At 43.3% G+C, this 25,543-nt stretch carries 20 protein-coding genes; 17 read left to right on the top strand and 3 right to left on the bottom strand.

Going from position 1 to position 25,543, the window contains the following annotated elements; genetic code table 11:
- The first annotated feature begins 12 nt into the window (after positions 1-12).
- From GLO7428_RS05885 to GLO7428_RS05875, 3 genes are all read left to right on the top strand, one after another.
- Positions 13-2,118: a zinc metalloprotease HtpX gene (locus tag GLO7428_RS05885; protein WP_015187650.1), complete on the top strand. Its 2,106-nt coding sequence runs from the start codon at positions 13-15 to the stop codon at positions 2,116-2,118.
- Positions 2,119-2,709: 591 nt separating this feature from the next.
- Positions 2,710-3,192: an RNA-binding protein gene (locus tag GLO7428_RS05880; protein WP_015187649.1), complete on the top strand. Its 483-nt coding sequence runs from the start codon at positions 2,710-2,712 to the stop codon at positions 3,190-3,192.
- Positions 3,193-4,170: 978 nt separating this feature from the next.
- A complete protein-coding gene (locus tag GLO7428_RS05875; protein ID WP_015187648.1) occupies positions 4,171-5,448 on the top strand; it encodes a glycosyltransferase family 1 protein in 1,278 nt (425 codons plus the stop codon).
- A 114-nt stretch (positions 5,449-5,562) separates the two neighbouring features.
- Here GLO7428_RS05875 and GLO7428_RS28330 read toward each other — a convergent pair whose 3' ends face one another.
- Positions 5,563-5,730 carry a hypothetical protein gene (locus GLO7428_RS28330; protein WP_196797466.1) on the bottom strand — a complete coding sequence of 56 codons (168 nt, stop codon included), beginning with the start codon at positions 5,728-5,730 and terminating at the stop codon, positions 5,563-5,565.
- Between the two features lie 21 nt (positions 5,731-5,751).
- On the opposite strand from GLO7428_RS28330, the gene GLO7428_RS05870 reads away from it, so the two are divergent.
- Together GLO7428_RS05870 and GLO7428_RS05865 are read left to right on the top strand one after the other, a co-directional pair.
- A complete protein-coding gene (locus tag GLO7428_RS05870) occupies positions 5,752-6,396 on the top strand; it encodes a hypothetical protein (protein WP_015187647.1) in 645 nt (214 codons plus the stop codon).
- A gap of 216 nt (positions 6,397-6,612) precedes the next feature.
- Positions 6,613-6,996, top strand: coding sequence for a hypothetical protein (locus GLO7428_RS05865; protein ID WP_015187646.1), 384 nt, complete (start codon positions 6,613-6,615; stop codon positions 6,994-6,996).
- Between the two features lie 250 nt (positions 6,997-7,246).
- Here GLO7428_RS05865 and alr read toward each other — a convergent pair whose 3' ends face one another.
- Entirely contained in the window at positions 7,247-8,419 is a 1,173-nt protein-coding gene (gene alr, locus GLO7428_RS05860) for an alanine racemase (protein WP_015187645.1), read from the bottom strand.
- Between the two features lie 252 nt (positions 8,420-8,671).
- Between alr and GLO7428_RS05855 the strand changes: the two genes are divergently transcribed.
- From GLO7428_RS05855 to GLO7428_RS05800, 12 genes are all read left to right on the top strand, one after another.
- Complete coding sequence (locus tag GLO7428_RS05855; RefSeq protein ID WP_015187644.1) at positions 8,672-9,169, top strand: HNH endonuclease; 498 nt, start codon at positions 8,672-8,674, stop codon at positions 9,167-9,169.
- Positions 9,170-9,595: 426 nt separating this feature from the next.
- Positions 9,596-10,750 (top strand): bifunctional oligoribonuclease/PAP phosphatase NrnA, encoded by a 1,155-nt coding sequence (locus tag GLO7428_RS05850; RefSeq protein ID WP_231295601.1) that lies wholly within the window; start codon positions 9,596-9,598, stop codon positions 10,748-10,750.
- A 53-nt stretch (positions 10,751-10,803) separates the two neighbouring features.
- Positions 10,804-11,295 (top strand): phosphohistidine phosphatase SixA, encoded by a 492-nt coding sequence (gene sixA, locus GLO7428_RS05845; protein WP_015187642.1) that lies wholly within the window; start codon positions 10,804-10,806, stop codon positions 11,293-11,295.
- A gap of 271 nt (positions 11,296-11,566) precedes the next feature.
- Entirely contained in the window at positions 11,567-12,703 is a 1,137-nt protein-coding gene (locus GLO7428_RS05840; protein ID WP_015187641.1) for a citrate synthase, read from the top strand.
- Between the two features lie 280 nt (positions 12,704-12,983).
- On the top strand, positions 12,984-14,102 hold the full coding sequence (nuoH, locus tag GLO7428_RS05835) for an NADH-quinone oxidoreductase subunit NuoH (RefSeq protein ID WP_015187640.1): 1,119 nt from the start codon (positions 12,984-12,986) through the stop codon (positions 14,100-14,102).
- 44 nt (positions 14,103-14,146) lie between these two features.
- Entirely contained in the window at positions 14,147-14,731 is a 585-nt protein-coding gene (ndhI, locus tag GLO7428_RS05830) for an NAD(P)H-quinone oxidoreductase subunit I (protein ID WP_015187639.1), read from the top strand.
- A 93-nt stretch (positions 14,732-14,824) separates the two neighbouring features.
- Positions 14,825-15,466 carry an NADH-quinone oxidoreductase subunit J gene (locus GLO7428_RS05825; protein ID WP_015187638.1) on the top strand — a complete coding sequence of 214 codons (642 nt, stop codon included), beginning with the start codon at positions 14,825-14,827 and terminating at the stop codon, positions 15,464-15,466.
- Positions 15,467-15,546: 80 nt separating this feature from the next.
- Positions 15,547-15,852, top strand: coding sequence for an NADH-quinone oxidoreductase subunit NuoK (gene nuoK / locus GLO7428_RS05820; protein WP_041918524.1), 306 nt, complete (start codon positions 15,547-15,549; stop codon positions 15,850-15,852).
- Between the two features lie 4 nt (positions 15,853-15,856).
- Positions 15,857-16,780, top strand: coding sequence for an NAD(+) kinase (locus tag GLO7428_RS05815; RefSeq protein ID WP_015187636.1), 924 nt, complete (start codon positions 15,857-15,859; stop codon positions 16,778-16,780).
- Positions 16,781-17,607: 827 nt separating this feature from the next.
- Positions 17,608-20,400, top strand: coding sequence for an S-layer family protein (locus GLO7428_RS05810; protein WP_015187634.1), 2,793 nt, complete (start codon positions 17,608-17,610; stop codon positions 20,398-20,400).
- Entirely contained in the window at positions 20,390-22,150 is a 1,761-nt protein-coding gene (locus GLO7428_RS05805) for a ShlB/FhaC/HecB family hemolysin secretion/activation protein (RefSeq protein WP_015187633.1), read from the top strand. Before GLO7428_RS05810 ends, GLO7428_RS05805 begins: the two co-directional genes overlap by 11 nt.
- Positions 22,102-24,702 (top strand): CHAT domain-containing protein, encoded by a 2,601-nt coding sequence (locus tag GLO7428_RS05800; protein ID WP_015187632.1) that lies wholly within the window; start codon positions 22,102-22,104, stop codon positions 24,700-24,702. Before GLO7428_RS05805 ends, GLO7428_RS05800 begins: the two co-directional genes overlap by 49 nt.
- On the opposite strand, the gene GLO7428_RS05795 is transcribed toward GLO7428_RS05800, so the two are convergent.
- A complete protein-coding gene (locus GLO7428_RS05795) occupies positions 24,699-25,541 on the bottom strand; it encodes a DUF928 domain-containing protein (RefSeq protein WP_015187631.1) in 843 nt (280 codons plus the stop codon). The genes GLO7428_RS05800 and GLO7428_RS05795 overlap by 4 nt on opposite strands.
- Positions 25,542-25,543: the final 2 nt, after the last annotated feature.

The raw sequence follows: 25,543 nt of genomic DNA, 5'->3' as shown, positions 1-25,543 counted from the left end.
ACAATTAAGATCATGGCTTCTCCCAACTCATCTGTAGTAGCTGGATTAACAGCTTTAAATCAAGGAGATTATGACAAAGCGATCGCACAACTTGAAGCTGCGTATCAAACGCCAAGCGATCCAACAACGCTTGTGAAAGTACAGATGGGTTTAGTCATCGCCTACAAAAATGTTGGAGATGAACGCGCGATCGCGCTGTGTGAAACTTTGATACAACATCACGATCCGCAAATTCAAGCGTGGGCATTACGTCATCTTAATGAATTAAAACGCTCTGTCGAGCCTAAACTAACAACAGAAACACAACAGAATACCGCTCAATTATCCAATCGCACAAGTACGCCAGCGCAAGTTGCCCACACGCTACCTCTCATAGGACAGCGTGCCAAACGATTAAAAAAACTGCAACGGTTGCCAAAGATCAATTTACTACCGTTGTGGTTGCTACAAGCAGGATCGGCGATCGCTTTTTTTTGGCTCATCCGCGACTTGTTACGATTATTTATGCGCGTCACAAATGACGTATTAGTCAACCTGCCATATTTAGAACCGATTCAACTTTTTTACCGCGATCCGACACAGTTTGTTCTCGTCACACTGCTTCTATTTGTCAGTTTCTCTCCCTGGTTACTTGATGGATTGCTACGCTTCGATAACTTACAACCATTATCCTTTGATACACTAGCGACTTATAGCCCAGAAGCTTGCCAATTACTCAAACGCTACTATCAGCGGCAAAACTGGCGATCGCCACAACTCAAACTCCTGCCAATATCAGTACCACTCGCTCTCACCTACGGTAACTTACCAAGAAATGCTCGTCTTGTCGTCACTCAAGGACTTCTCGAACAATTAGCAGCGAATGAAATTGCCACGATTTATGCAACTCAGCTAGGACATATTACCCACAAAGATTTTGCGGTGATGTCTCTCGTTATGGTTGTGACGCAATTACCTTATCTCGTCTATTCCCAGGTATCGCGATGGGGTAACAAAATTTCTTATTCTTACTTACAGTTAATTGCTGGAGTTATCGCTAATATTGCCTATATCATTTGGTATCTTCTTTGCATTCCTGCGCTTTGGCTATCACAGGTACGAATTTACTACAGCGATCGCCTAGCAGCCGAAATGACTGGTCATCCGAATGGCTTAACTCGTGCTTTACTCAAAATTGCTCAAGGTATTGCTACAGACATTCGCCAGCAAGAATGTACGAGTTGGCTATTAGAAAGTTGGCAATTACTCCTTCCCCTCGATCGCACGCAAGCACTGAAACTCAGCGGTTGTCAAACACCAACTGACTTTGAATCTGTCCTCGCTTGGGACTGTTACAATCCTTACCGCTATTGGTTCAATCTTCTTCAAACTCATCCACTTGTGGGCGATCGCTTGCAACGTCTTGCGCAGATTGCTCAAAATTGGCGATTGGAACCAGAATTAGCATTACTCAATCCCCAAATCAAAGCTTTTACTTCTCGCTTGGCATTTTTTCTACAGAGTGCGCCATTTTTAGGCATTATCCTCGGTTTTATTTTCGGCTGTCTAGCTTGGCTTATCGGTGGAATTGGAATTTGGTTAAGAATACCGCAATTAGCATGGATGTATGGTGACTGGTCTTTAATTTTAGGCTCTATACCAATCGGCTTTAGTCTTGGCACGTTTATTCGCCTCAATGCTTTTTTTCCAGACATCAAAGTTTCTAATTTAAAGTCTCTAGATCTTTGCGAATTCTTAGCTAATCCCAATACACTACCTTTAGACAGCAAACCCACACGCATTCAAGGTAAGCTTCTAGGACGCTATGGCATTAGTAACTGGCTAGCACAAGATTTAATCTTAAAATCAAACACTAGTTTGATTCGACTACATCACCAATCACTGCTGATCAGAATCCGTCATTTCAACAACCAGGCGTACGCGATTGAGAAGCTGATTGGTCAAGATACGATCATTACTGGTTGGTGCCGTCGTGGTGCTGCGCTATGGTTGGACATTGATACTTGGCGTACGCAAAGCAGCATTGGACGTAGTAGTCATCAAGTCTGGTCTACACTCTTAGCTTGTGCAACTGCTATTTGGGGAACTTATATTATTTGGCAAGGCAATACCACCTAATGTAAAGAAACATTGCACAAAATAGTTAGTTTATGTTACATTATTTAACACTAGAGTAAAAGTTATTTTTGGGTAAATGACAGCTGACAAGCTTAGTTCAATTGCCTGATAAAGCTCAATCTACGGTTATCTTTTCCTTGTTCCAACACAGCAGCTTAACCAGCCCACGGCTGGTTTTTATTTCTCATCCTCAAAAGGTACAAAATCCCTCACTACGGAGGGATAACACTGCTGTTACCGAGTTAAAAATATTGCTAAGGGCTGAAATGTTTATTTTTAGGTGCTGGTATAGCAAAAGCCGTGATACTGTAAAGAATGGTGTCAATGTTCCAGCAACTCAAAAGCATTACTCGTAGCAAAACAGCTGGTAACTGGCGGAATATATACTTAGAAGCCGGTTAATTAGCAGATTAGTTACAAAAAACTATAGCCTTGAGTTAGGCAAAGAACTATATTCTAAAGGTTGGCAATTATCAAAGTGAAAAATTGGTTTGTTGCAATGTGCGTCAATTCCAGTAGGTATCTAGCCTTCCTCATGTAAACAGTTTTGTTACCAATTCTATTCGCACCCAAGTCCGGAGGTATCTTCCTATGTCAGTTCGTCTATATATTGGCAATTTGCCGAAAGAAGAGTTAGAACGTCAAGAACTACAAGCAGTTTTTGCAGAAGCTGGCGATTCAGTTACTACCAAAGTTATCAAAGATCGGAAAACTGGTAAATGTCGTGGCTTTGGGTTTGTAACTGTTAACAGCGACGAACAGGCTGATCAAATCATTGAAAAATTCAATGGTTATATGTTCAAAGACACTCCTCTTAAAATTGAGAAAGCTCTACCCCGTTCAAAGGGACAAGAGGATGAGGAGCAATCTAATTCAAATAGTGCTGTTAACAATCTAGAGGGAGGAAATCAAGAAAAAACCTCAAATCGTCGCAGCAACAAAAAATCACGTCGCAGCAGCAATACTAGCCATCAGTCGTCGAATACTTCCGATACGATTCAACCCGATCCGCGTTGGGCGTCTGAACTTGAAAAACTCAAGCAAATGTTATCTGCACAAACAAGTAATGGATAAATTTTGTTAGGGTAATAAGGGCTTAGCGAGAAGCCAAAACTATTAGGCTTACGCATTAGATCCTTTTGCTTGTGCTGCTATATGAAACTGAATGTAGCCAGTGCTTGAAGCATGACAGCAGTTATCAATTACATGACTAGCGCTGGCTCTCATGTTGCCATTTGGCATAAACTTAGCAATGCATAAGTTGATATAGATTCTATACAATTGATTGATTTCTTTACTTGACAGAGGTATACGCCTCTTGCATAAGTTAAAAAGCTACGATGTCATTCGCAAACCAAACCTTTCACTATCTTCGAGAGTAAGCTCCGTGGAGTATTTGTGTAACGTTGCTGTAGGCTAGAATCGCAGGAGATGTTTCGCTGCACTTAACATAACAATTTAAATACTTTTGTCAGAAGTTTGATGCTAAAGTACTCAGCACGCTTGCCGTCTTGATAATTAAGTTAAGATAAACTTATTTTTATTATTAATTAAGCTGATAAAACATTTATAGATCCTTGAATATAGTGTATTATTTACAAATAAATTGCCCAGAAAGATAGACAAACTTCGAGTTGAAACCGTCTGTCATGAGACTTCAAGCTAGAAGTGACATCCTGCAAAGTTTGTCAAGAGTTTTATCAGCCGCTAGCGAAAACAGGCAACTGAATTTAAATTTGTAGATTCTCTAAGTTAAGTATTGATATATCAAAAAAACTTACATACTTGACGTGTAAAGTAGATACGGTATGACAAAAAAGATCTTACTCAAGGTAGAAGCATAGTCGTTGCGTAAGTAAAGTTAGCATCAATGAGCGCTGATTATTTTAACCTTGTGGGGATTACAGTACTTCCCGTAGGGGATGTGAAGAAGTACATTATCGCTTAAATTAAACTTGAGAATATTCAATATTCTTTTTTGGTTTCTAAAGGCAGGTAAAACCACCGGAAAAACCAGTTTAAACCTAACTAAATTGTTGCAATAACTACACCATGAATTCTGCAAGCCAAAAGCACATTGCCCTGATTTCAGTCCACGGAGACCCAGCGGTTGAAATCGGTAAGGAAGAAGCCGGAGGACAAAATGTTTATGTACGCCAAGTAGGAGAGGCACTCGCTGAGTTAGGGTGGCAAGTTGATATGTTTACCCGTAAAGCAAGTGCAGACCAAGCAAGTATTGTTGAACATACTGCGAATTGCCGGACAATTAGGATTACCGCAGGTCCAGAAGAATTCGTTCCGCGCGATAACTTGTTTAAGTATGCGCCAGAATTTGTAGAGCAAATGCTGAAGTTTCAGCAAGAATCAGGTATTGAGTACGAACTCGTCCACACAAACTATTGGCTTTCTGCTTGGGTAGGAATGGAATTAAGAAAAGTCCAAGGTTGTAGACAGGTTCATACTTATCATTCACTAGGAGCAGTTAAGTACAAATCAATTTCCACAATTCCCCTCATTGCTAAAACGCGTTTAGCAGTAGAAAAAGAAGTCTTAGAGACAGCACACCGCATTGTTGCCACAAGTCCTCAAGAACAAGAACATATGCGATCGCTCGTTTCCACAAAAGGCAATATCGATATTATTCCTTGTGGTACAGACATTCATCGCTTCGGTAAGATTGAACAACAGCAAGCAAGAGAGCAACTCGGAATCAACGCAGACACTAAAGTTATTCTCTATGTAGGTCGATTTGATTTCCGTAAAGGTATTGAAACCCTAGTACGTGCTGTTGCCCAATCGCAACTAAGAGGTACTGACCTCAAGCTAATTATTGGTGGTGGTAGCCGTCCTGGTCAAAGCGATGGCAAAGAACGCGATCGCATCGAAGGTATTGTCAACGAACTGGGAATGCAAGACATGACAGTTTTTCCTGGGCGTCTTGGTGACGATGACCTACCTATCTACTATGCAGCAGCAGACGTTTGTGTTGTTCCTAGCCACTACGAACCTTTTGGTTTAGTAGCTATTGAAGCGATGGCAAGCGGAACACCAGTGATTGCTAGCGATGTTGGCGGCTTACAATACACTGTCGTACCCGAAGAAACTGGATTACTTGCTCCACCAAAAGACAACGATGCTTTTGCAACTGCGATTGACCGCATATTGAGTAATCCTGAGTGGCGAAATCAACTAGGTCGTGCTGCTAGAAAACGCGTAGAAGATAAATTTAGTTGGGATGGCGTAGCTGCTCAACTTAGCAAATTGTACGTCAAACTTCTAGAAGAACCAGTTGTCGTTTCTACAAAAGATGAAGCTGTAGCGACAGCTTAAACTAAGCTCTGAGCATTGAATTTTGAGTTTTAGTTTGATTATGCTCCTTACAACTTAATATTCAGCACTCATAGCTTACACGAAACATTAGCTGACAGCCGTAATAGTTGTCAGCTAATGTTTTTTGAATTGATTTTGGCGATCGTCATGCAGCAAGGTAAACAGGCGCATTGCTTTTCCTATATTTTGGGCTTTTGTCGCTTGGCTTGCATACTTTCTCCAATCGGGGGGTAGCATTGCAGTACGCTTTATGGAATTGTTGAGGTTAAAGTTGCAATACATACTCACTTGCTGAAAGAAGTTATGACCGCTAGCTCAACTATTCGTCAAATCTTGTCATCAGAACAAGGTTTATTGCCTTATGTGCATCACCAACTCGCAACCGATGAATTCGCCCACTTTCGATCGCAGTTTGGTTGTCATGCAGAAGAATCTTCCACCCATGTCAATGGCGATCGCGCTTCACAATTACAAACAACGCTGTCAATTTCTTTAAAGTTTTCCATTATTGTCGATCCTCACCTCAGTGCTGATGATGCGATGATTCTGGCATTAGAGTTTCAAGAAATGATCGATAACTGTTTGGTCGCATGGAGTCAGAAGAATACACAACTACTTTCCCCTGTCACGCAAATCACAGGTTCTTTTGGCAGGCTAGAAGAAGTTCGCTACCACGGCGGCTTTCTTCCTGGCTTTTTAATAGAACGCCAATTTCGTCTTAGCTACAAAACTTCTACAGCCACAACCGAAAAATCAAATTCTACTGGCGATGAATTATATAAACCTGGCGAGATAGTTCCTGAAAGCGGTTTGTATGAACTGACAGGTCCTCGCGGTGGTACTAAGGGACAAGAAGTCACTGCAACAAAGGGAGAACCTTTTCCCCCAACTCCAGAGCCAGGAATGCACTATCGGTTAGTAACTCCAACAAAGCATAAAAACAGCTAGAAGGCAATATAAGTTAAATCGAATACAAACATCACGCTTGTTGAGATTGGTAATCGGTAATGGAAAAGCTTTTAGCGCTTAGCAATTGGCAAGAGGAAAACAGCTAATCGCTGTCTAATTACCAATTACCAATGGCTTACCTTCCAGGTACGCCGCTTACTTAGCTACGCTAGTACGATATCCAACCGTTAAAACGAAGTATTAAGGTTACCAAAAATGGAAAAAGATCAAACCTCCAAGCAAGTTGGTTCTCATGGTCGTCCTGTTGACTCAAGTAACTTAGAAATTCAGGGCAAAATCATTGACGATGGCGAACGTCCGGTGACAGCCAACAATTTTGTTGTTAAGGATACCTACGAGGAAGACGGCGAACGTCCGATCGCCGCGAATGAATTTAGCGGTCAGGAAACACTCAATATTGATGGTAAACGTCCAATTGACCCAAGTAATCTGAAAGTGCAAAACACTGTGTACATGGATGGAGAACGCCCGATCGCCGCAGATAATTTTGAAGTCAAAGGTAGATTAAACATTGATGGAAATCGTCCGATCGCCGCAGACGAAGCTTTATCTGATATATCCACAGACTTTGTAGATTAAATATCCAATTTCCAGAGTCTGGCGCGAACCTTTTGCTGTCCACGCCAGTTCCCACAACAAATTTTCGCCTCCTTGTGAAAACTAGGAGGTAAACAAATAATGTGTTCAAGTTCAAAAACTCGCCAAATCGCTTAAAGTCCTCCACTCGTGGGAAATTGAGGGGGCAAAAAGACTTTAAGTATACACTGTATGAATTCTGGAGGATCAGACAACAAAATATTTGTTCAATCGCAGTTTGCGAAGTGCGTCTTTATGGCACAGCAACGCGTGGTAATCGGTGCTTGAAACTGCAAAGAATTTCCCACGAAATTGTACTTAACTGGTTTGCCCAGTCATCAGCTGAGATTTTTTTGCTGCCATCTTCACCGAGTAACGTAACGACTTCGCCTTCGCGAACATCTGCGATCGCAGTGATATCCAACATCAGTTGATCCATCGTAATTGCGCCAATCTGCGGAACTTGCTGACCGCGAACTAATACTGTCATTTGATTCGACAAGTTGCGCGGAACTCCATCCGCATAACCGATACCAACTACGGCTATCTGCATCGCGCGATCGCTTACAAATTTATGACCGTAACTGACTCCGGTTCCCGCAGGGATTTTTTTGACTTGTGTAATGCGCGCTTTGACTTGCATTACAGGCTTGAGGTCAATCGCTGCTAAATGAACAGCAGGATAAAGTCCATACATCGCTAAACCGACACGAACCATATCGTAGTGCAAATCGGGAGCCGTGAGCGTAGCAGCTGAGTTCGCCAAGTGCAACGCGGGTCGGATTTGCTTGTGCTGAAAAAGTTGGGGGTTTGAGCGTTTAATTTGCGCGATCGCCTGCTCAAAATTTTGCTGTTGCTGCCTTAAGATTGTTTGGTCGGAGCTTTCTGCGGTTGCTAAGTGCGAATAAATGCTGGCAATTTTTAAGTTAGGCAACCCTTGAATTAATTGGACAAACTCAACAGCTTGTTGCCAAGAAGGTCCAAGCCGCGACATTCCTGTATCGAGTTTGAGGTGTACAGGTAAGACTTGGTTTGTTGTCTTTAATGTCTCCGCAAAAACCAGCGCTTGCTTAAAGCTACATACTGTCGGCTGGAGTTGCCAATGCGCGATCGCTTTGATTTGTTCTGGTGTATGCGTTGCGCCTAAAATCAAAATCGGTGCGCTAATTCCTGCTTCTCTTAACTCGATACCTTCGGGAACCGTTGCTACTCCTAACCAACTCGCCCCAGCTTGTAAGACAGTCTCCGCTACCGTAACAGCGCCATGACCGTAAGCATCTGCTTTGACGACTGCCATTAAGTGCGTTTTTGCAGATAATAAACTTTGTAGCTGATGAATATTGTGTGCTAAAGCTCCTAAACTAATTTCTACCCAGGCGCGATCGCATCGCATTGTTGCTATTGGTTGCTGCCGACTTAAAGTCATTTTTGCTCCTCCACATCCACACTCGAATTAAAGCAGTTAGCATTTAGCGCTTGGCATATTAGCTGATTTGATTAGGAAGTTTAGCTTTCAAACCGCGATTGTCACAAGTACTGCCTTAATTTATAAGAATGCGATCGCAAGTTTTGCTTGCCCAAGTTTATAAAAGAATTAACCGGACTTGCTGCTAAAAGCTGCATAGCGTAGTGTAGTTGTGTTACTATCTGTAAAAAATATTGGCTTGAGCGACCATCAATGGCTAAGGTTCTAGTCCTGAACGCCTCTTACGAACCGCTCAATATTACGAGCTGGCGGCGCGCAGTTGTTCTGTTAATCAAAGGCAAAGCTGAGCAGGTAGAACATAACGGTAAGCATCTTTATGCCGATTTTCCCCTGCCAACTGTTATCCGGCTGCGTCACTACGTACGAGTGCCTTACAAAGAAATTCCTTTAACCCGCCGTAATATTCTTCACCGTGACAGTCATACTTGTCAATATTGCGGCTACATGGGAGATGATTTAACGCTAGACCATGTTGTACCGCGATCGCGCGGTGGGGGTGATGCGTGGGAAAATATCGTTACCGCGTGCGTTCGTTGTAACGTCAAAAAAGGTAATCGCACACCCGTTGAAGCACATATGTACCTTCATCACCTACCTCGCAAGCCTTACAGTAGCTTATATTTTGAAGTCAGCAAGCATCTCAAAAGTGGGCTACATGATGAATGGCAAAAATACATTATTGGTCTTTAAATCATAAATAAACTGTAGTTTTGAGCGCTAGTTCTTTTTATATACTTATAATGCTTTGACAAGCTAAAGTTCAATTGAGTATTACTACTTAATAGTACGTGTAATCGTTTGTCAAGTAGAAAGCAGTTTATGGTATAAATTAATCGCAACTTTTAATACAGAATTTATCTCTAATAAGAGATAGGCTAGAAGGATTAGTGTCGCACGCCGAGATTTTTGCGACAATTGTAGTGTGTAGCCTCAATAGCTAGTTACATATTAAAAAGTTATTGACTGCCTAAATCGCGCCTCACACTCACAAAAATTCAGTTTATGAATTTGAATTCGTCTCACTTGTCAAATAGTTCGTATTCTCAAGAGCTTACAGAAGACCCTCATTTAGTAGCAACGGTGGAATTACCGGCTCCTGATACCTCCCCAATGACAATGAGTGAACTGGGCAATCATCAAGCCCAGCGAAATCACTTATCGTTGGTGCAAAAAGCGGATGCTTTGCGGCACATTTTAGAGCAACATCGACAAGAGCGTCAGCTTGTTATTCTACAGGATTTTCCAGACCCAGATGCACTTTCTAGTGCTTGGACTTATCAATTAATTGCCCAGGAATACGAGATTCAGTGTGATATTGTCTATGCTGGCACGCTTAGCCATCAAGAAAACATCGCACTTGTTAAGTTAACTGGCTTACCCGCACAACGCTGGACAGTACAAGCAGCCAAAAGCAAAGATTTATCAATGTACACAGGTTGTGCGTTGATAGATAATCAAGGGACAACGAGCCAGTTATTGTCAGTTGTCCAAGAAAGTGGAATTCCGATTACAGCAATTATTGACCACCACAGCTTCCAGGGCGACTTAAAAGCTGAGTTTGTTGATTTACGTCCGACGGTTCGCGCAACAGCAACAATTTTTACCCAATATCTCCAAGCAGGATTACTCAAACTAGATAGTAGTGTTCCTCAGCATATCAAGTGTGCGACGGCCTTGATGCATGGTTTGCGCTCAGATACAGACCGCTTAATGCAAGCACAAGAAGAAGATTTCTTAGCGGCTGCCTATCTGAGTCGGTTTTATGACGCGCAGTTACTCAACGCCATTTTACAAGCCAATCGCTCAAAGCGCGTGATGGACGTCATCGAGCGATCGCTTAAAAACCGCATGGTGCAAAACAACTTTTCAATCGCAGGTGTTGGATATTTACGCTATGATGACCGTGATGCCATCCCCCAAGCGGCAGATTTTCTAGTGACTGAAGAGAACGTACACACCGCAGTTGTTTACGGAATTGTTCACGACGAAGACGAAGAACTCGAAATCGTTGTCGGTTCGTTACGCACAACAAAACTCACGCTCGATCCGGATGAGTTTATCAAAGAAGCATTTGGACAAGACAGTCACGGACGCTTTTTTGGTGGCGGTCGTACGAGTGCTGGCGGCTTTGAAATTCCGATTGGTTTTTTGTCAGGTTACATAGAAACGTCAGAGTACGCGAAGAAAAAGTGGGAAGTCTTTGACGCTCAAATCAAGCAAAAACTCTTGCGGCTCGTCAACCCTAAAGATAATCCAATTCAAACCGAATAAAGTAAGACAAGATCAGCTGAGTGTCCTACTTGTAGCCTACGATCAGAACGGCAGTGGAAATCTATCTTATTCGACACGGCATCGCGCAAGAAAGAGAAATTGGTATCCCCGACGAAGCGCGATCGCTTACTCTTAAAGGGCAAGATAAAACGCGACAAGTTGCAGGGCGCTTGTACGATTTGGGCGTGCGGTTTGATGTCATATTGACCAGTCCTTTAGTGCGATCGCGGCAGACCGCAGCAATTTTACACGAGTATAAACTGAGTCGAGACATTGCGGAATCGGCTCACCTTGCACCTAATGGTAGTATCTATGATTGGTTAGACTGGCTCAAAGCGCAACAATATCCCCAGCAAACGCAATTAGCCCTCATCGGTCATCAACCGAATTTAGGACAATGGGCAGAAATTCTTGTTTGGGGTGAAGATCGCGCTAGGCTAATACTAAAAAAAGCAGGTATCATTGGGTTAGCACTACCAGAAACAGATTCACCTATCGGTCAAGCTCAGTTATTTTGGTTGACTCCACCCAAGTTTTTGTTGTAACCAAGGAAGAGGTCAGGGGTCAGGGGTTAGAGGTAAGCGAAAAACTAATTTTAAGAGGTTTGATGTAGCTTTATTCGTTAAGAGACAGCATTGTTTTACGACGCAACGCGTTCATCTCAATACCATAGTTTTAATCTTAAACAGAATATTTTTCTGACCTCTGACCTCTAACTTCTCCAAAAGATAATTCTGGTAAAAAGAGCGACACATCATCAGTTTCTGGTAAGTTAGCGTAAAGTATTGTACTTACACACAAGCAGCTGGTGTAGCTATGTCCGTCTGCGAATTTAAGCCAGGTTTAGAAGGCATTCCCGCCGCCCAATCTAGTATTAGCTTTGTTAATGGACAAGAAGGAATACTGGAGTATCGTGGTATCCGCATTGAAGACCTTGCGGACAATAGTACCTTTTTGGAAACAGCGTATCTTCTCATTTGGGGTAAGCTGCCCACAAAAGATGAATTGATCGAGTTTGAACACGAAGTCCGCTATCACCGCCGGATTAAATATCGCATTCGGGACATGATGAAAAGCTTTCCTGAAAGCGGTCATCCGATGGACGCGTTGCAAGCTTCCGCCGCCGCCCTTGGTTTATTTTACTCGCGCCGCGACTTAGATAACCCTGTTTATATTCGGGATGCAGTCGTTCGACTCCTCGCGACAATTCCCACAATGGTTGCAGCGTTTCAGTTGATGCGCAAAGGAAATGACCCCGTACGCCCGCGCGATGACTTAGATTACTCGGCGAACTTTCTTTATATGCTCAGCGAACGCGAACCTGACCCCTTGATGGCGCGGATTTTTGATGTTTGCCTGACACTTCATGCCGAACATACAATGAATGCTTCGACATTCTCGGCACGAGTTACGGCTTCTACGCTTACCGATCCTTATGCGGTTGTTGCTTCCGCAGTCGGAACCTTAGGCGGACCCTTACACGGTGGTGCGAATGAAGAAGTCATCGGAATGCTAGAAGAAATTGGCTCGGTAGAAAACGTCCGCCCTTATTTAGAAGATCGCTTGCAACGCAAAGCGAAAATTATGGGCTTCGGACATCGCGTGTACAAAGTCAAAGACCCAAGAGCAACAATTCTACAGAAGCTTGCTGAGCAAATGTTTGATAAATTTGGCTACGACAAGTACTACGATATTGCAGTTGAATTAGAACGCGCGATCGCCGAGAAACTCGGTCACAAAGGAATTTACCCTAATGTTGACTTTTATTCAGGTTTAGTATATAGAAAAATGGGAATTCCTACAGACTTGTTTACACCAGTATTTGCGATCGCCCGCGTCGCAGGTTGGTTAGCACACTGGAAAGAGCAAATCGCCGAAAACCGCATTTTCCGTCCCACCCAAGTGTATACAGGCGATCATGATGTTTCCTATACACCAATTGAGCAACGTTGAAAGAGAGGCTAGTGTCAAAAGTGGCTAACAACTAGTCACTAATTCTCCCCAGCCTTTCCTGCTCTTCTTTCAGGGACAGTAAAACTAAACACAGGTATAAGTAGAATTTCTGATTGAGGGTTTTTTGGAGCTAACCAGACAGCGATATACTAGGCATTGAAAGGTAAAAATATCTTCACAATCAAGGCATATCCTGAAAAAAAGTCGGGAATGAATTTACAAATATTATCTACAGCGGCGATGGCGATCGCCATCATGCGACAACTTCACCACAGAAAACATGAGTACAGGAATTGACCTCCAAGGAAGTTTCATCAAATCGCTGATCGACTTAGGGCTACCAGCAGGGGCAGCCAAAGCTGTTTGGATGCCAGTCCCGATGGTACTAATGTTAATTGGCGCGACTGTAGGAGTACTAGTAACCATTTGGCAAGAACGAAAGATTTCAGCCGCCGCCCAACAGCGTATTGGTCCAGAATTTATGGGACCTTTTGGCTTATTATCTCCGGTTGCCGATGGAATCAAGTTCGTTTTTAAAGAAGACATCATCCCTGCCAAGTCTGACCCTTGGCTATTTACTTTAGGACCAATTATCGTCGTCCTACCAGTCTTTTTGTCGTACCTAATTGTGCCGTTTGGCGAAAATCTGGCAGTGACAAATGTGGCTACAGGCGTATTTTTGTGGATTGCGTTGTCCAGCGTGCAACCAATTGGATTATTGATGTCAGGCTATGCGTCAAACAACAAGTACTCGCTACTCGGCGGCTTAAGGGCGGCTGCACAATCGATTAGTTATGAAATTCCCTTAGCGCTTGCAGTCCTCGCAGTCGTCATGATGTCGAATAGCCTCAGTAGCATCGATATTGTCGAACAGCAATCAGGCTATGGCATTCTTGGCTGGAATGTCTGGCGACAGCCGATTGGATTTATTATCTTCTGGATTTCGGCATTAGCAGAGTGCGAAAGAATGCCCTTTGACTTACCCGAAGCCGAAGAAGAACTCGTTGCAGGTTATCAAACCGAATACGCAGGAATGAAGTTCGCGCTGTACTATGTTGCATCCTACGTCAACTTGGTGCTATCCGCGCTCCTCGTTACAGTCTTATATCTAGGCGGTTGGGAATCTCCCATTCCACTAGACTTACTTGCTGGTTGGTTCGGTGTCAGTGAAACAAGTCCTTGGTTAGAGATCGTAGACGCTTCATTGGGTATCACAATGACCGTACTCAAAGCCTACTTCCTTGTATTCACAGCAATTTTATTACGCTGGACAGTACCTAGGGTACGCATTGACCAGTTGCTCGATTTAGGCTGGAAGTTCTTATTACCAGTTAGCTTGGCAAATCTACTGTTAACCGCAGCCTTGAAGCTTGCCTTTCCCGCTGCCTTTGGTGGATAGCAATTAGCTGATTGCTAACAGCTACATAAAGAGAGAGACACACCATGTTAAAATTCCTCAAACAAGTTGGTGATTACGCGAAAGACGCGGTACAAGCTGGTCGTTATATCGGTCAAGGGTTATCTGTCACTTTTGACCATATGCGGCGTAGACCAGTTACGGTGCAATACCCTTACGAAAAACTAATTCCTTCCGAACGCTTCCGAGGTCGCATTCACTTTGAATTTGATAAGTGTATTTCTTGTGAAGTTTGCGTGCGGGTTTGTCCGATTAATTTACCCGTCGTTGACTGGGAATTTGATAAAGCAAGTAAAAAGAAAAAACTGAAGCACTACAGCATCGATTTTGGTGTGTGTATCTTCTGCGGTAACTGCGTGGAGTATTGTCCGACAAACTGTCTATCGATGACCGAAGAATACGACTTGTGTACCTACGATCGCCATCAATTGAACTACGACAACGTAGCCTTAGGACGCTTGCCTTATAAAGTGACTGATGACCCAATGGTGACACCGTTGCGCGAACTTGTTTACCTACCAAAAGGCGTTGTCTCACCTCACGATCTACCTGCAAACACACGTGGCGCGGGACTACATCCTGAAGAAATTTTAGAACAGCAGGAAAAGTAGTATTTTTTTAATAGAGTGGGTGAGGAGCATTAATTGTTAATGGAACGCGCCATTAGCAATTAGCAATTAGCAACTAGCAAAGGACAAAAAGCTGTGAATTTAGCTGAAGGAGTACAACTTGTTTCGTTCGGCATCTTGGCTGTGATGATGATTGGTTCAGCCCTCGGTGTTGTACTGTTTTCTAATATTGTTTATTCTGCCTTTTTGTTGGCGGGTGTGTTTGTCAGTATTTCGGGAATGTATTTGTTGCTAAATGCTGACTTTGTGGCAACAGCCCAAGTATTAATTTATGTCGGTGCAGTCAACGTCCTGATTTTGTTTGCCATTATGTTGGTGAACAAGCGCGAAGACTTTAAACCTCTACCAAATGCCTGGCTACGTCCGGTTGTAACTGCGATCGTTAGTGCGGGGTTGTTTGTTTTATTAAGTACGATGGTTTTGGTTACGCCTTGGGCATATTCTACCGAGTCAGTATCCACCGATACTACGATTGTTTTAATTGGTCAGCACTTCTTCAGTGACTTTTTGTTGCCTTTTGAGCTAGCATCTGTTCTACTACTCATGGCAATGGTTGGGGCAATTATCTTAGCACGGCGCGAATTTTTGCCTGACCAAGTTATGACGCCTGACAAGCAGCAGCAACCTGTATTGACTTTACCCGAACGTCCCCGCGAGTTAGTGGGCATTTCTAGCGATAAGACAAGTAATTTAGACGATAATCGTCGCAGTGAGTAGCGTTACTTAACTGGCGAATTGATTTTAGCCTGCGATCGCAGGCTTTTGTGTATGATTTGTTTGAGGATAGATCAAGAAATATGCAACTTCAGTACTTTCTCTTGCTAGCTGCGGCTTTATTTTGTATCGGCATCTACGGCTTAATTACTAGCCGTAACGCCGTCCGCGTGCTGATGTCGATCGAATTGCTACTCAATGCGGTAAATCTTAATTTGATGGCATTTTCTAGCTATTTAGACCCACTAGAAATTAAAGGTCAAGTATTTACAGTATTCGTGATTACGGTCGCTGCTGCCGAAGCTGCTGTAGGATTAGCAATTATTCTCGCAATCTATCGCAACCGCGATACTGTAGATATGGAGCAATTTAACCTCTTGAAGTGGTAAGTGCGTGCAGCTTAATCAAGTCATTATTGCTCACAAAGCTGGAGATTCGTTAAGTAAAAGCTGGGCGGAAAAATGCGCGCGGCAGTTGGAAAGTCGCAACTGTCGCGTCCTTATGGGACCAAGTGGACCGCAAGATAATCCTTATCCGGTATTTTTGGCGTCGTCAACGCAGCCGATTGATATGGCTTTGGTACTAGGTGGAGATGGTACAGCGCTATCGGCGGCGAGAAATTTAGCAGCAGACCGTATCCCGATTTTGGCGGTGAATGTCGGCGGAAATTTAGGATTTTTAACTGAGTCGTTTGATGTCTTTAAAGATTCGGAACAAGTCTGGGATAGGTTAGCCTCGGACTTTTATGCGATTCAGCGGCGGATGATGCTTCAAGCCCAAGTATTTGAGGGAAATAGTAACAATCTTGAACCTGTCAGCGATCGCTTTTTTGCCCTGAATGAAATTTGTGTCAAACCGGCATCGGCGGATCGGATGATTACTTCGATCCTGGAAATGGAAATCGATGGCGAGGTTGTCGATCAATATCAAGGTGATGGACTTATTATCGCTACACCTACAGGTTCTACCGCGTACACCGTAGCGGCGAATGGTCCGATTGTCCACGATGGAATGCAAGCAATTACGGTAACTCCGATTTGCCCGATGAGTCTTTCGAGTCGTCCAATTGTATTACCTGCGGGTTCCGTTGTTAGTATTTGGCCTTTAGCAGATTACGAGTTAAATACAAAGTTATGGACTGATAGCGTCCTCGGAACTTCGATTTGGCCTGGTCAACGAGTCGATGTCCGCATGGCAGAATACCGCGCCAAGTTTATTATTTTACGCGAAAATTATTCGTACTATCAAACATTACGCGAAAAGCTACAGTGGGCAGGCGCGAGAATTCGCTACAGTAATAACCATCGAGATAATTAATTTTGTTGCTAGCTTAGCAGTTAAAGTCGCAGCTACACAAACAAAGTCTACTGTCGCAGTCTGAATACACAGAAGATTTTTTTACTTCCAGGCTTTTTTTAATCTTTATAAAGTTAAAGCTTTCATATTTTAAATATAGAAAAATGCTAACAAAACAAGTTAGATAATTGTCTCTTTACCTTTGCTGCGCCTTAGTTTGAGGCTATATAGCATACATTTTCAGCAAAAAAAATATCAAATTTTTCCGAAATACAATGTAGTTGCATTGAGTTTAATTATGACGGCAATGCAGGGAGAAATCCCTGTTTTCTTGTCTAAATAAGTATAAATATTTATAAGGAACTACTTGTAATGGCTACAGTAACATTTCAGCAACTTGTATGTAATAAATCATTGGGAACAGTAACCCTAGATTTTCAAGTACTACCTAATCCCGTATGGGGTCCCAGTGGGATGACGGCAGGTGTAGCTATAAGCATAGGCGTCAATCGATCCTTTAGTGCTACAAGTACAGTTACACTATCAGTCAAGACTAGGACAGGGAGTATATTAAGCAATAATCAAAATCTCCACGCTACCGCAGGTCCTAAAACGTTGCATTTTCCAATTTCCGATGCAACATACACATTATCTTGTAATGTAATGTAACTCTTAAACAATCTTAAAAAGTAGAGACGAGTTGTAATACATCTATAAATAGATAGTTTTACGGCTCGTTTTTTTTACGAATATGCTTTAATCATTAAAGCAAGCTTTATGTATTATATTTAAAATTTAGTTTTTTGAAAATTCAACATGCTTTACAAAGCTATAATAGGTCTTGAGTTATGAAGCAGAGCATAAATCTTTTTTGGATTTCTGGAAGTTTTGTCTTCAGTATTTTCTCCCAGTCAGTTCAAGCACAAATTATTCCCGATGGTACAACACCAACTACATCTGAATTATGTACCGCAGTTTGTGAAATTATAGGAGGAACACAAACGGGGGAAAATCTTTTTCATAGCTTTTCGCAATTCAATATTAACTCAGATCAACAAGTTACTTTTAGCGATCCAGGTGTAACTAACATTATTACTCGTGTAACTGGTGGTAATCCTTCTAATATTTTAGGGACGTTAGACGTTGCAGGAGATGCTAATTTATTTTTGATAAATCCAAACGGAATTATTTTTGGTTCGACAGCTTTTGTGAATGTTAGCGGTTCTTTTGTTGCTACTACTGCTGATGCAATTCAGTTTAGTAATCAAGGAAGCTTTAATGTTAACCCTGCTAATAGCCCCGACTTACTAACTGTAAATCCTTCAGCGCTATTGTTTAATCAAATAACAGCCCAATCTCCACCCAGCATAGAACTTAACGATGGATTAATCTTTCTTCCTGATGCTCAAAGTTTAGTACTATTGGGTGGAAATATTAACATAGCTGGAGATTTCAATATAGAACATTTAATTGCACCTAGCGGCAGAATTGAGTTAGGAGGAGTATTAGGCGCAGGAATAGTAGGCTTAAATAATGTGAATGGCAAAAATTTAAGTTTAAGTTTTCCTGCAAATATAGCAAGAGGTGATGTATCAATTAGCAACGGTGTAATTGCTAGTGTAGCTGGAGATGGTAGCGGAAGCATTGCGATCAATGCTAGGAATATAAATATTGCTCAAAGTAATATTATAGCTGGTGTTAGCCCAGACTTTGAGGCAACTAATAATCAACTAGGAACTATTAATCTAGATGCTACAGAAGGTATAGAAATTACAAGAGCTACACTGACTAATGAAGTGCAATTAGAGGCAGTAGGTAACGCTGGTGACATTCAGATAAAAGCAGGATCGCTTTTATTAAATGAGTTTTCTAATATAAATTCCACAGTGAATCCACGTGCGAGTGGTAATGCGGGTAATGTATTAATTCAAGCGAATGATGTAGCGATCGCAAATGATGCAAGTATCAATACATTAATGCTGGGATCTGGTGAAGGAGACGGAGGAGATATTCAAATTGATGCAGATTCTCTTCTGTTAGAAAATGGTAGTCTAAACGCTCGAGCGATTGCACCAGGAAGCGTGGCAGGAAACGTATCTATAAATGCTAATAATGTTTCCTTACTAGGAGATAGAAGCTTGATTGGAACCGCCGCCCTTGTTTCTGCGAGCCGTGGCGGTGCAGTCAATATTCAAGCTAATGCAGTTTCTTTAAGCAATGGCGCAACTCTATTTTCTAGTACTACTGAGGAAGCAGGGCGTGCTGGAAACATAAATATTACCGCAAATACAGTTTCCTTAGCAGATAGTGCTATTTACAACGATACTATTGGATTAGGAGACGCGGGAGATACTCAAATTAATGCTAGAACTTTAAATATTAGCAATGGTGGAAGTATTAGCACGAGTACGAATGGTGCTGGTAATGCAGGAAGTATTTTTATAAATGCTTCGGAATTTGTTACGCTTAGTGGCACTAATCCTAATGCAATAACAATAATAAGAAACATTCCCAGCACGACTTCTAGTGGTTTATTCGCCTTTACTGACACAAATGCTACTGGACGTGGTGGGAATATTCAAGTCAACACAGGTAATTTAAGCATTCTTGATGGTGCAGTTATCAGCGCGCGGACTCGCGGTATTGCACCTGGAGGAAATATTACAGTCAACGCAACGAATGTTGCTGCTACGAATGGCGGACAAATTTTAACGAGTGCGTTTAATCAGGGTATGGCAGGTAATATTACAGTTAATGCCACAAACAGTGTGAGTATTTCTGGTAGCGATCGCACCTACAACGATAGACTGCAACAAACACCCGATCGCATCGATAATGATGGTGCGGCGAGTGGTTTCTTGGCACGAGTGCGGGGAGATGCGATCGCTGATGCAGGACAAATCAACGTTACCGCGCCCTCGATATCACTTGACAATCAAGGCACAATTTCTACCGCAACAACTCAAGGCGCAGGCGGACAAATCTCACTCCGAGGCAGAAATGTTGCTCTAAACGACAATAGCAGCATTACAGCAACCGCTGGTACAGCAAATGCTGGTGGTAACGGTGGGAATATTGATATCAGTAGTGAACTATTTTTTGCGACGAGAAACAGTGCTGTTACTGCTAACGCCTTTACAGGCAATGGTGGCAACATTCGCATTGCAACGCAAGGATTCTTTCTTTCTCCCGATAGTGTGATTACCGCGAGTTCTGCACAAGGAATAGATGGTGTTGTCGAAATTATTGTTGTCGATGATGAACCTAGTCGCGGTTTAGTTTCTTTACCCGAACAACCTGTCGATGTTAGCAACTTAGTCGCGCGAGGATGCACTGCGGATACAAACATTGCCACAAACACGAGTGAATTTATCATTACTGGGCGCGGTGGATTACCACCAACACCAGGCGAAGCGATTAATGCAAATTCTGTGCTAGCAGATTTAGGCACTCCTGTACAAACTCAAGCCGCTACACCATTAAATACTGTATCCAACCTTAACAATTCTCAGCCAAAATCGCTTGTAGAAGCACAGGGATGGATGGTAGGCTCCAATGGCGAAGTAGTACTGATGGCTCAAGTCCCAACTGCTACAACTTATACTTCTTGGTCTACGCCTGTTGCTTGCAATGCCCCATAACCTCGTTCGCCGCCTGCAATTTTCGCTGAGTGGGCTTTTATTACTAGTTGTCAACACTCAAATTGCTGCGACATCAGCCGCAGAAAACGTTCTTGCCCAAGCGATTCCGCTACCACCGCCACAGGATGTCATTCCGCCACCTAGCCCAACACCACCACCGCAACCACCGACGGAACCCTTACCACCACCAGAAGAATTATTACAACCACCGTCAGTAGTCCCCACACCACCCACACCTTTACCTGGAATACCCGATACCATCATTGTTAAAAGCTTTAATGTTGTCGGGAGTACAGTATTTAGTGCAGAAGAATTTGCGCAGCTACTCGCATCGTTTACAAATCGACCAATTTCGTTTACAGAACTTTTGCAAGCACGTTCAGCGGTTACTCAACTCTACATTGATCGCGGTTATATCACTTCGGGCGCGTTGATTCCGCCGCAGACACTTCAAGCAGGAGTTGTGACAATTCAAGTTATTGAAGGCGAACTAGAGGCAATTAATATTAGTGGTACGCGCAGGCTAAATCCGAATTATGTGCGATCGCGCATTGCCATCCGTACCGATGCACCGTTAAATCAACAACGCCTCTTAGAAGCCCTGCAACTTTTACAACTCGATCCGCGCATTCAAACCTTATCTGCCGAATTATCCGCAGGTTCGCGCCCTGGAACGAATATCCTTGACGTGCAAGTGCAAGAAGCACGAACGTTAAATTTGCAAGTGATTGGAGATAACAGGCGATCGCCGAGTGTTGGAAGCTTTCGGCGTGGCGGGCAAATTAATGAAGCAAATTTACTCGGATTTGGTGATACTCTCAGCGTTGGATACAACAACACTGACGGTAGCAATACATTTGATGTCAGTTACGCGCTACCAATCAACCCACGCAACGGCACGATTAGTCTAGATATTGGTGCAGCAGATAGTCGCATTATCGAGCCGCCATTTGATTTCTTAGAAATCGACTCGTACTCGCGCTACTACGATCTCACATTCCGTCAGCCAATTAGTCAAAGTCCTTCCGAAGAATTTGTTTTAGGATTAACCGCGTCACGCCGCGAAAGCGATTTGGCATCTCCGATCCTGGAAAATGCTAATCTTCCTTTATCTCAACTCTCTCCTGGGGCAGATGACAGCGGACGTACACGCGTTTCTGCCTTGCGCTTCTTTCAGGAATGGACGCAGCGCGGTAGTCGTCAAGTCATTGCGGCGCGATCGCAGTTTAGTGTAGGAATTGGTGCGTTTGATGCCACAATCAACGATGATGCACCTGATAGCCGCTTTTTCTCCTGGCGGGGACAAGCCCAGTGGGTACGTCTTTTAGCTCCTGATACTTTACTTTTAGTTCGCGGTGATGTGCAACTTGCCGATCAAGCTTTAGTTCCGGTAGAACAATTTAGCTTAGGTGGATTTGACAGCGTTCGCGGTTATCGTCAAGATACGTTATTAACTGATAATGGCGCGTTTGCTTCGGTTGAGTTGCGCGTCCCCATCTCGCGCATTCCTGAATGGCAAGGACTTTTACAATTAACTCCGTTTGTAGACGTGGGTACAAGTTGGAATCGAGGAGATGCAAATCCTGATCCGAGTACGTTAGTTTCGCTCGGACTTGGCTTACGCTTGCAAGTAGGTAATAACCTTACCGCCCGCCTTGACTGGGGAATTCCGTTAGTTGATATCGCATCGGAGAAAAGAACATGGCAAGAGAACGGCGTGTATTTTTCCATAGTCGCCAGCCCGTTTTAGCGCTGAGTGTTAGCTTTCTCATTTGGTGTGGGGGAGTACTAGACGGTTCGCCAGCTGTAGCAGTTGTTTCATTGAGCGCATCTTTATCTGAATCGATTCAGCAAGGAAGAGAACTATATAAAACCGGACAATATGCCCAAGCCGCAGTCGTTTGGCAACAAGCCGCAAAAGCTTATCAAGCGAGTGGTGACAGCTTAAATCAAGCGATGGCGTTGAGTAATCTTGCTTTAGCGTATCAACAACTAGGAAATTTATCGCCAGCAAATCAGGCGATCGCGACAAGTCTACAACTATTAAATTCAACGTCTCGGACAAATTCTCAACACGCACAAATTCTCGCCCAAGCGTTGAATAATCAAGGAAGCTTACAATTTACGCAAGGAAAAACTGAACAAGCACTGAGTACTTGGCAAAAAGCAACCGCTGCATACACTAAAGCAGCAGATACGATTGGCATAACACGCAGCTTAATCAATCAAGCGCAAGCACAGCAAGCTTTAGGGCTGTTTCGCCGTGCTGTAACGACACTCAACCAAGCGAATCAAACCTTACAACAACAGCCAAATTCGGTAATTAAAGTCGCTGGATTGCGCAGTTTAGGAAATGCGTTGCGTATTGTGGGAAATCTCAGTCAATCACAGCAAGTATTACAGCAAAGCCTGCAATTAGCTCAAAAACTAGGATCGCCACAAGAAATCGCTGCAACATTAGCAAGCTTAGGAAATACAGTGCGATCGCAGCAAAATCCACAAGCCGCGCTAGCCTACTATCAACAAGCCGCAAGCGTATCACCAACAGCAAGCACGCAACTCCAAGCACAACTCAATCAACTCAGCCTTTTACTTGAGACAGGCGATCTCGGCGCAGCACAAGCGCTATTACCTCAAATTCAATCTCAACTTGCTAGTGTACCGACAAGTCAAACAAAAGTTTATGCTCGCATTACCTTGGCACAAAACTTAATTCGTTTGCAGCAAGCGCAGTCGAAAGCACAAACAGGGGTTCCTTCGTGGTTAGAAATTGGTAAACTCCTTGCTAGTGCTGTACAAGAAGCAAAGTACCTCCAAGATCCACGCGCGACAAGCTATGCTTTGGGAAATTTAGGGGGATTGTACGAACAAACGCAGCAGTGGACAAATGCGCAAGAATTAACGCAGCAAGCACTCGTATTAGCGCAAGGAATCAACGCGCTGGATATTGCGTATCGTTGGCAATGGCAATTAGGACGCTTGTTGCAAGCGCAGGGACAAACACAACTTGCGATCGCAGCTTATGATGAAGCTGTTCAAACACTTCAGACGCTTCGGTATGATTTAGTAGCGATTAATCCTGACGTTCAGTTTTCTTTTCAAGAAGAAGTTGAACCTGTTTATCGCGAACTTGTGAGTTTGTTGTTGCAATCAAACGACACTGCGCAACCTAGTCAACAAAATCTTCAAAAAGCGCGTCAAACGATCGAATCGCTGCAATTAGCAGAACTGAATAACTTTTTCCGTGCAGCGTGTTTAGATGCTAACCGTCAGATCGATCAAGTCGTAGACGAACAAGATCGCACCGCAGCGGTGATTTATCCAATTATTTTGCGCGATCGCCTCGAAGTCATTGTTAAGTTACCACAACAACCGCTGCGGCATCATAGTATTATCGTTTCACAAGCCGAGTTTGAAACTACGCTAGAGCAACTCCAACAACAACTCATTGAGCCGGACACTTTTACCGAAGTGCAAGCACTATCTCAGAAAGTCTATGAATGGTTAATACGACCCCAACTAACCACGCTCAATGCGAGTAATATTCAAACTTTAGTTTTTGTTTTAGATGGTGCGCTGCGCAACATTCCAATGGCAGCACTGTATGACGCGCAACGTCAGCAGTATCTTATAGAACAATATAGTATTGCCCTCGCACCAGGATTACAACTAATTAATCCGCAACCACTACAACGGCAAAGATTACAAGCATTAACTGCGGGACTCAGCCAACCTCGTTATGGCTTTGGAGGACTAAATTATGTCGAGCGCGAAATTGAGCAAATTACATCTGAAGTTTCTAGCCGAGTATTGCTCAATCAAGAGTTCACTAGTCAAGCACTACAAAATCAAGTCAACTCGCTGTCGTTTCCGGTTGTACATCTGGCAACTCACGGTCAATTTAGTTCTAACATCGAACAGACTTTTATCCTCGCATGGGATAAACCGATTAATGTCAATGAGTTAAATGATTTGTTGCGCACTCGCAGTCGAAACCGATCTAGCGCAATTGAACTGCTCGTTTTGAGTGCTTGCGAAACCGCAGCTGGCGATAAACGTGCGGCTTTGGGTATTGCAGGAATTGCCGTGAGAGCCGGAGCGCGTAGCACGCTAGCATCGTTGTGGTCGGTAGATGACCAATCTACAGCTTTATTGATGAGCCAATTTTATGCAGAGTTAGCAAGCAATCAAGTTAATAAAGCTAATGCCTTACGTCAAGCACAGTTGTCGCTCTTAAAAAATCCTAATTACGCTCATCCGATGTATTGGTCTGCTTATGTTCTTGTGGGGAATTGGCTCTAATTTAAGGGTGATGAGTTTTGAGGGATGAGTGATGAGTTTTGAGGGAGAAGTTGACAACACGAGGCAATGGGTTCAGAAGCGATCGCATCTAAGCCGACAAAGTGCAATACATTCGTCCAATTTTGTGCTAAAGCGATGTTTCCTGGATTGCGATAGTACAATTCACCAAGTACAGTTACTGCGTCATACCAAAACCCATTCGCAAAGTAGAGTTCTGCAAGCTTTTGTGGGGTTGCTTGTGCTAGTTGGCTGGCGAGGGCAGGAGTGATTGCTCGTCTTTGAACTCCGCCATGAACTACCGCCGTTGGTGGCTTACGGTCGGCACAGTAGATGTTGAAGTACCAGTGATATTGTTTGGCAATTTCTAAGGGAGCTACTGTTTTCGGTAGAGTTAAACTAATCACTCCAGGCATATTTGGCAGTGGAACGATTGTTTGATAAGCCAGTCGATTGTCTGCTGTGCGCAAAACAAACTTTGCTGAATGGATGTCTTGAGCGCGATATGGAACGTAAAACCAGAATGTAGGATGCTCAGCACTCGTCAGCCCCCACACGACATCAACACCTGTCGCAGCTTTGGTAATTGGCACTAATGCGATTAGCTGTTTATCACGCGTTGCAGAGTTATTCACGATACAGCCGCGCCTTCCTGCACCTGTGCGATCGCCTGGAATGCCAATATCCGCTGGAGGTGGAGGCGGAACAAAATTGAGTTGTCCTCTTGCCGTTGCTACGACTTCTTTGGTATTTGTTTGGGGAATAGAGTTAACTTTTGTGGGTAGTAAGCTCAGAATAACGCACCCAACCAGGGCAAATCGACAAAACCGCACATCCATCATAA

It is taken from the genome of Gloeocapsa sp. PCC 7428 (assembly GCF_000317555.1).
GTDB lineage: Bacteria > Cyanobacteriota > Cyanobacteriia > Cyanobacteriales > Chroococcidiopsidaceae > Chroogloeocystis.
This window is presented reverse-complemented; position numbering and strand designations above follow the sequence as displayed.

What these genes read in the sequence shown, in the direction of transcription:
- GLO7428_RS05885 (WP_015187650.1), top strand. Translation starts at nt 13, where the DNA reads ATGGCTTCTCCCAACTCATCTGTAGTAGCTGGATTAACAGCTTTAAAT.
- GLO7428_RS05880 (WP_015187649.1), top strand. Translation starts at nt 2,710, where the DNA reads ATGTCAGTTCGTCTATATATTGGCAATTTGCCGAAAGAAGAGTTAGAA.
- GLO7428_RS05875 (WP_015187648.1), top strand. Translation starts at nt 4,171, where the DNA reads ATGAATTCTGCAAGCCAAAAGCACATTGCCCTGATTTCAGTCCACGGA.
- GLO7428_RS28330 (WP_196797466.1), bottom strand. Translation starts at nt 5,730, where the DNA reads ATGTATTGCAACTTTAACCTCAACAATTCCATAAAGCGTACTGCAATG.
- GLO7428_RS05870 (WP_015187647.1), top strand. Translation starts at nt 5,752, where the DNA reads ATGACCGCTAGCTCAACTATTCGTCAAATCTTGTCATCAGAACAAGGT.
- GLO7428_RS05865 (WP_015187646.1), top strand. Translation starts at nt 6,613, where the DNA reads ATGGAAAAAGATCAAACCTCCAAGCAAGTTGGTTCTCATGGTCGTCCT.
- alr (WP_015187645.1), bottom strand. Translation starts at nt 8,419, where the DNA reads ATGACTTTAAGTCGGCAGCAACCAATAGCAACAATGCGATGCGATCGC.
- GLO7428_RS05855 (WP_015187644.1), top strand. Translation starts at nt 8,672, where the DNA reads ATGGCTAAGGTTCTAGTCCTGAACGCCTCTTACGAACCGCTCAATATT.
- GLO7428_RS05850 (WP_231295601.1), top strand. Translation starts at nt 9,596, where the DNA reads ATGAGTGAACTGGGCAATCATCAAGCCCAGCGAAATCACTTATCGTTG.
- GLO7428_RS05840 (WP_015187641.1), top strand. Translation starts at nt 11,567, where the DNA reads ATGTCCGTCTGCGAATTTAAGCCAGGTTTAGAAGGCATTCCCGCCGCC.
- nuoH (WP_015187640.1), top strand. Translation starts at nt 12,984, where the DNA reads ATGAGTACAGGAATTGACCTCCAAGGAAGTTTCATCAAATCGCTGATC.
- ndhI (WP_015187639.1), top strand. Translation starts at nt 14,147, where the DNA reads ATGTTAAAATTCCTCAAACAAGTTGGTGATTACGCGAAAGACGCGGTA.
- nuoK (WP_041918524.1), top strand. Translation starts at nt 15,547, where the DNA reads ATGCAACTTCAGTACTTTCTCTTGCTAGCTGCGGCTTTATTTTGTATC.
- GLO7428_RS05810 (WP_015187634.1), top strand. Translation starts at nt 17,608, where the DNA reads ATGAAGCAGAGCATAAATCTTTTTTGGATTTCTGGAAGTTTTGTCTTC.
- GLO7428_RS05805 (WP_015187633.1), top strand. Translation starts at nt 20,390, where the DNA reads ATGCCCCATAACCTCGTTCGCCGCCTGCAATTTTCGCTGAGTGGGCTT.
- GLO7428_RS05800 (WP_015187632.1), top strand. Translation starts at nt 22,102, where the DNA reads ATGGCAAGAGAACGGCGTGTATTTTTCCATAGTCGCCAGCCCGTTTTA.
- GLO7428_RS05795 (WP_015187631.1), bottom strand. Translation starts at nt 25,541, where the DNA reads ATGATGGATGTGCGGTTTTGTCGATTTGCCCTGGTTGGGTGCGTTATT.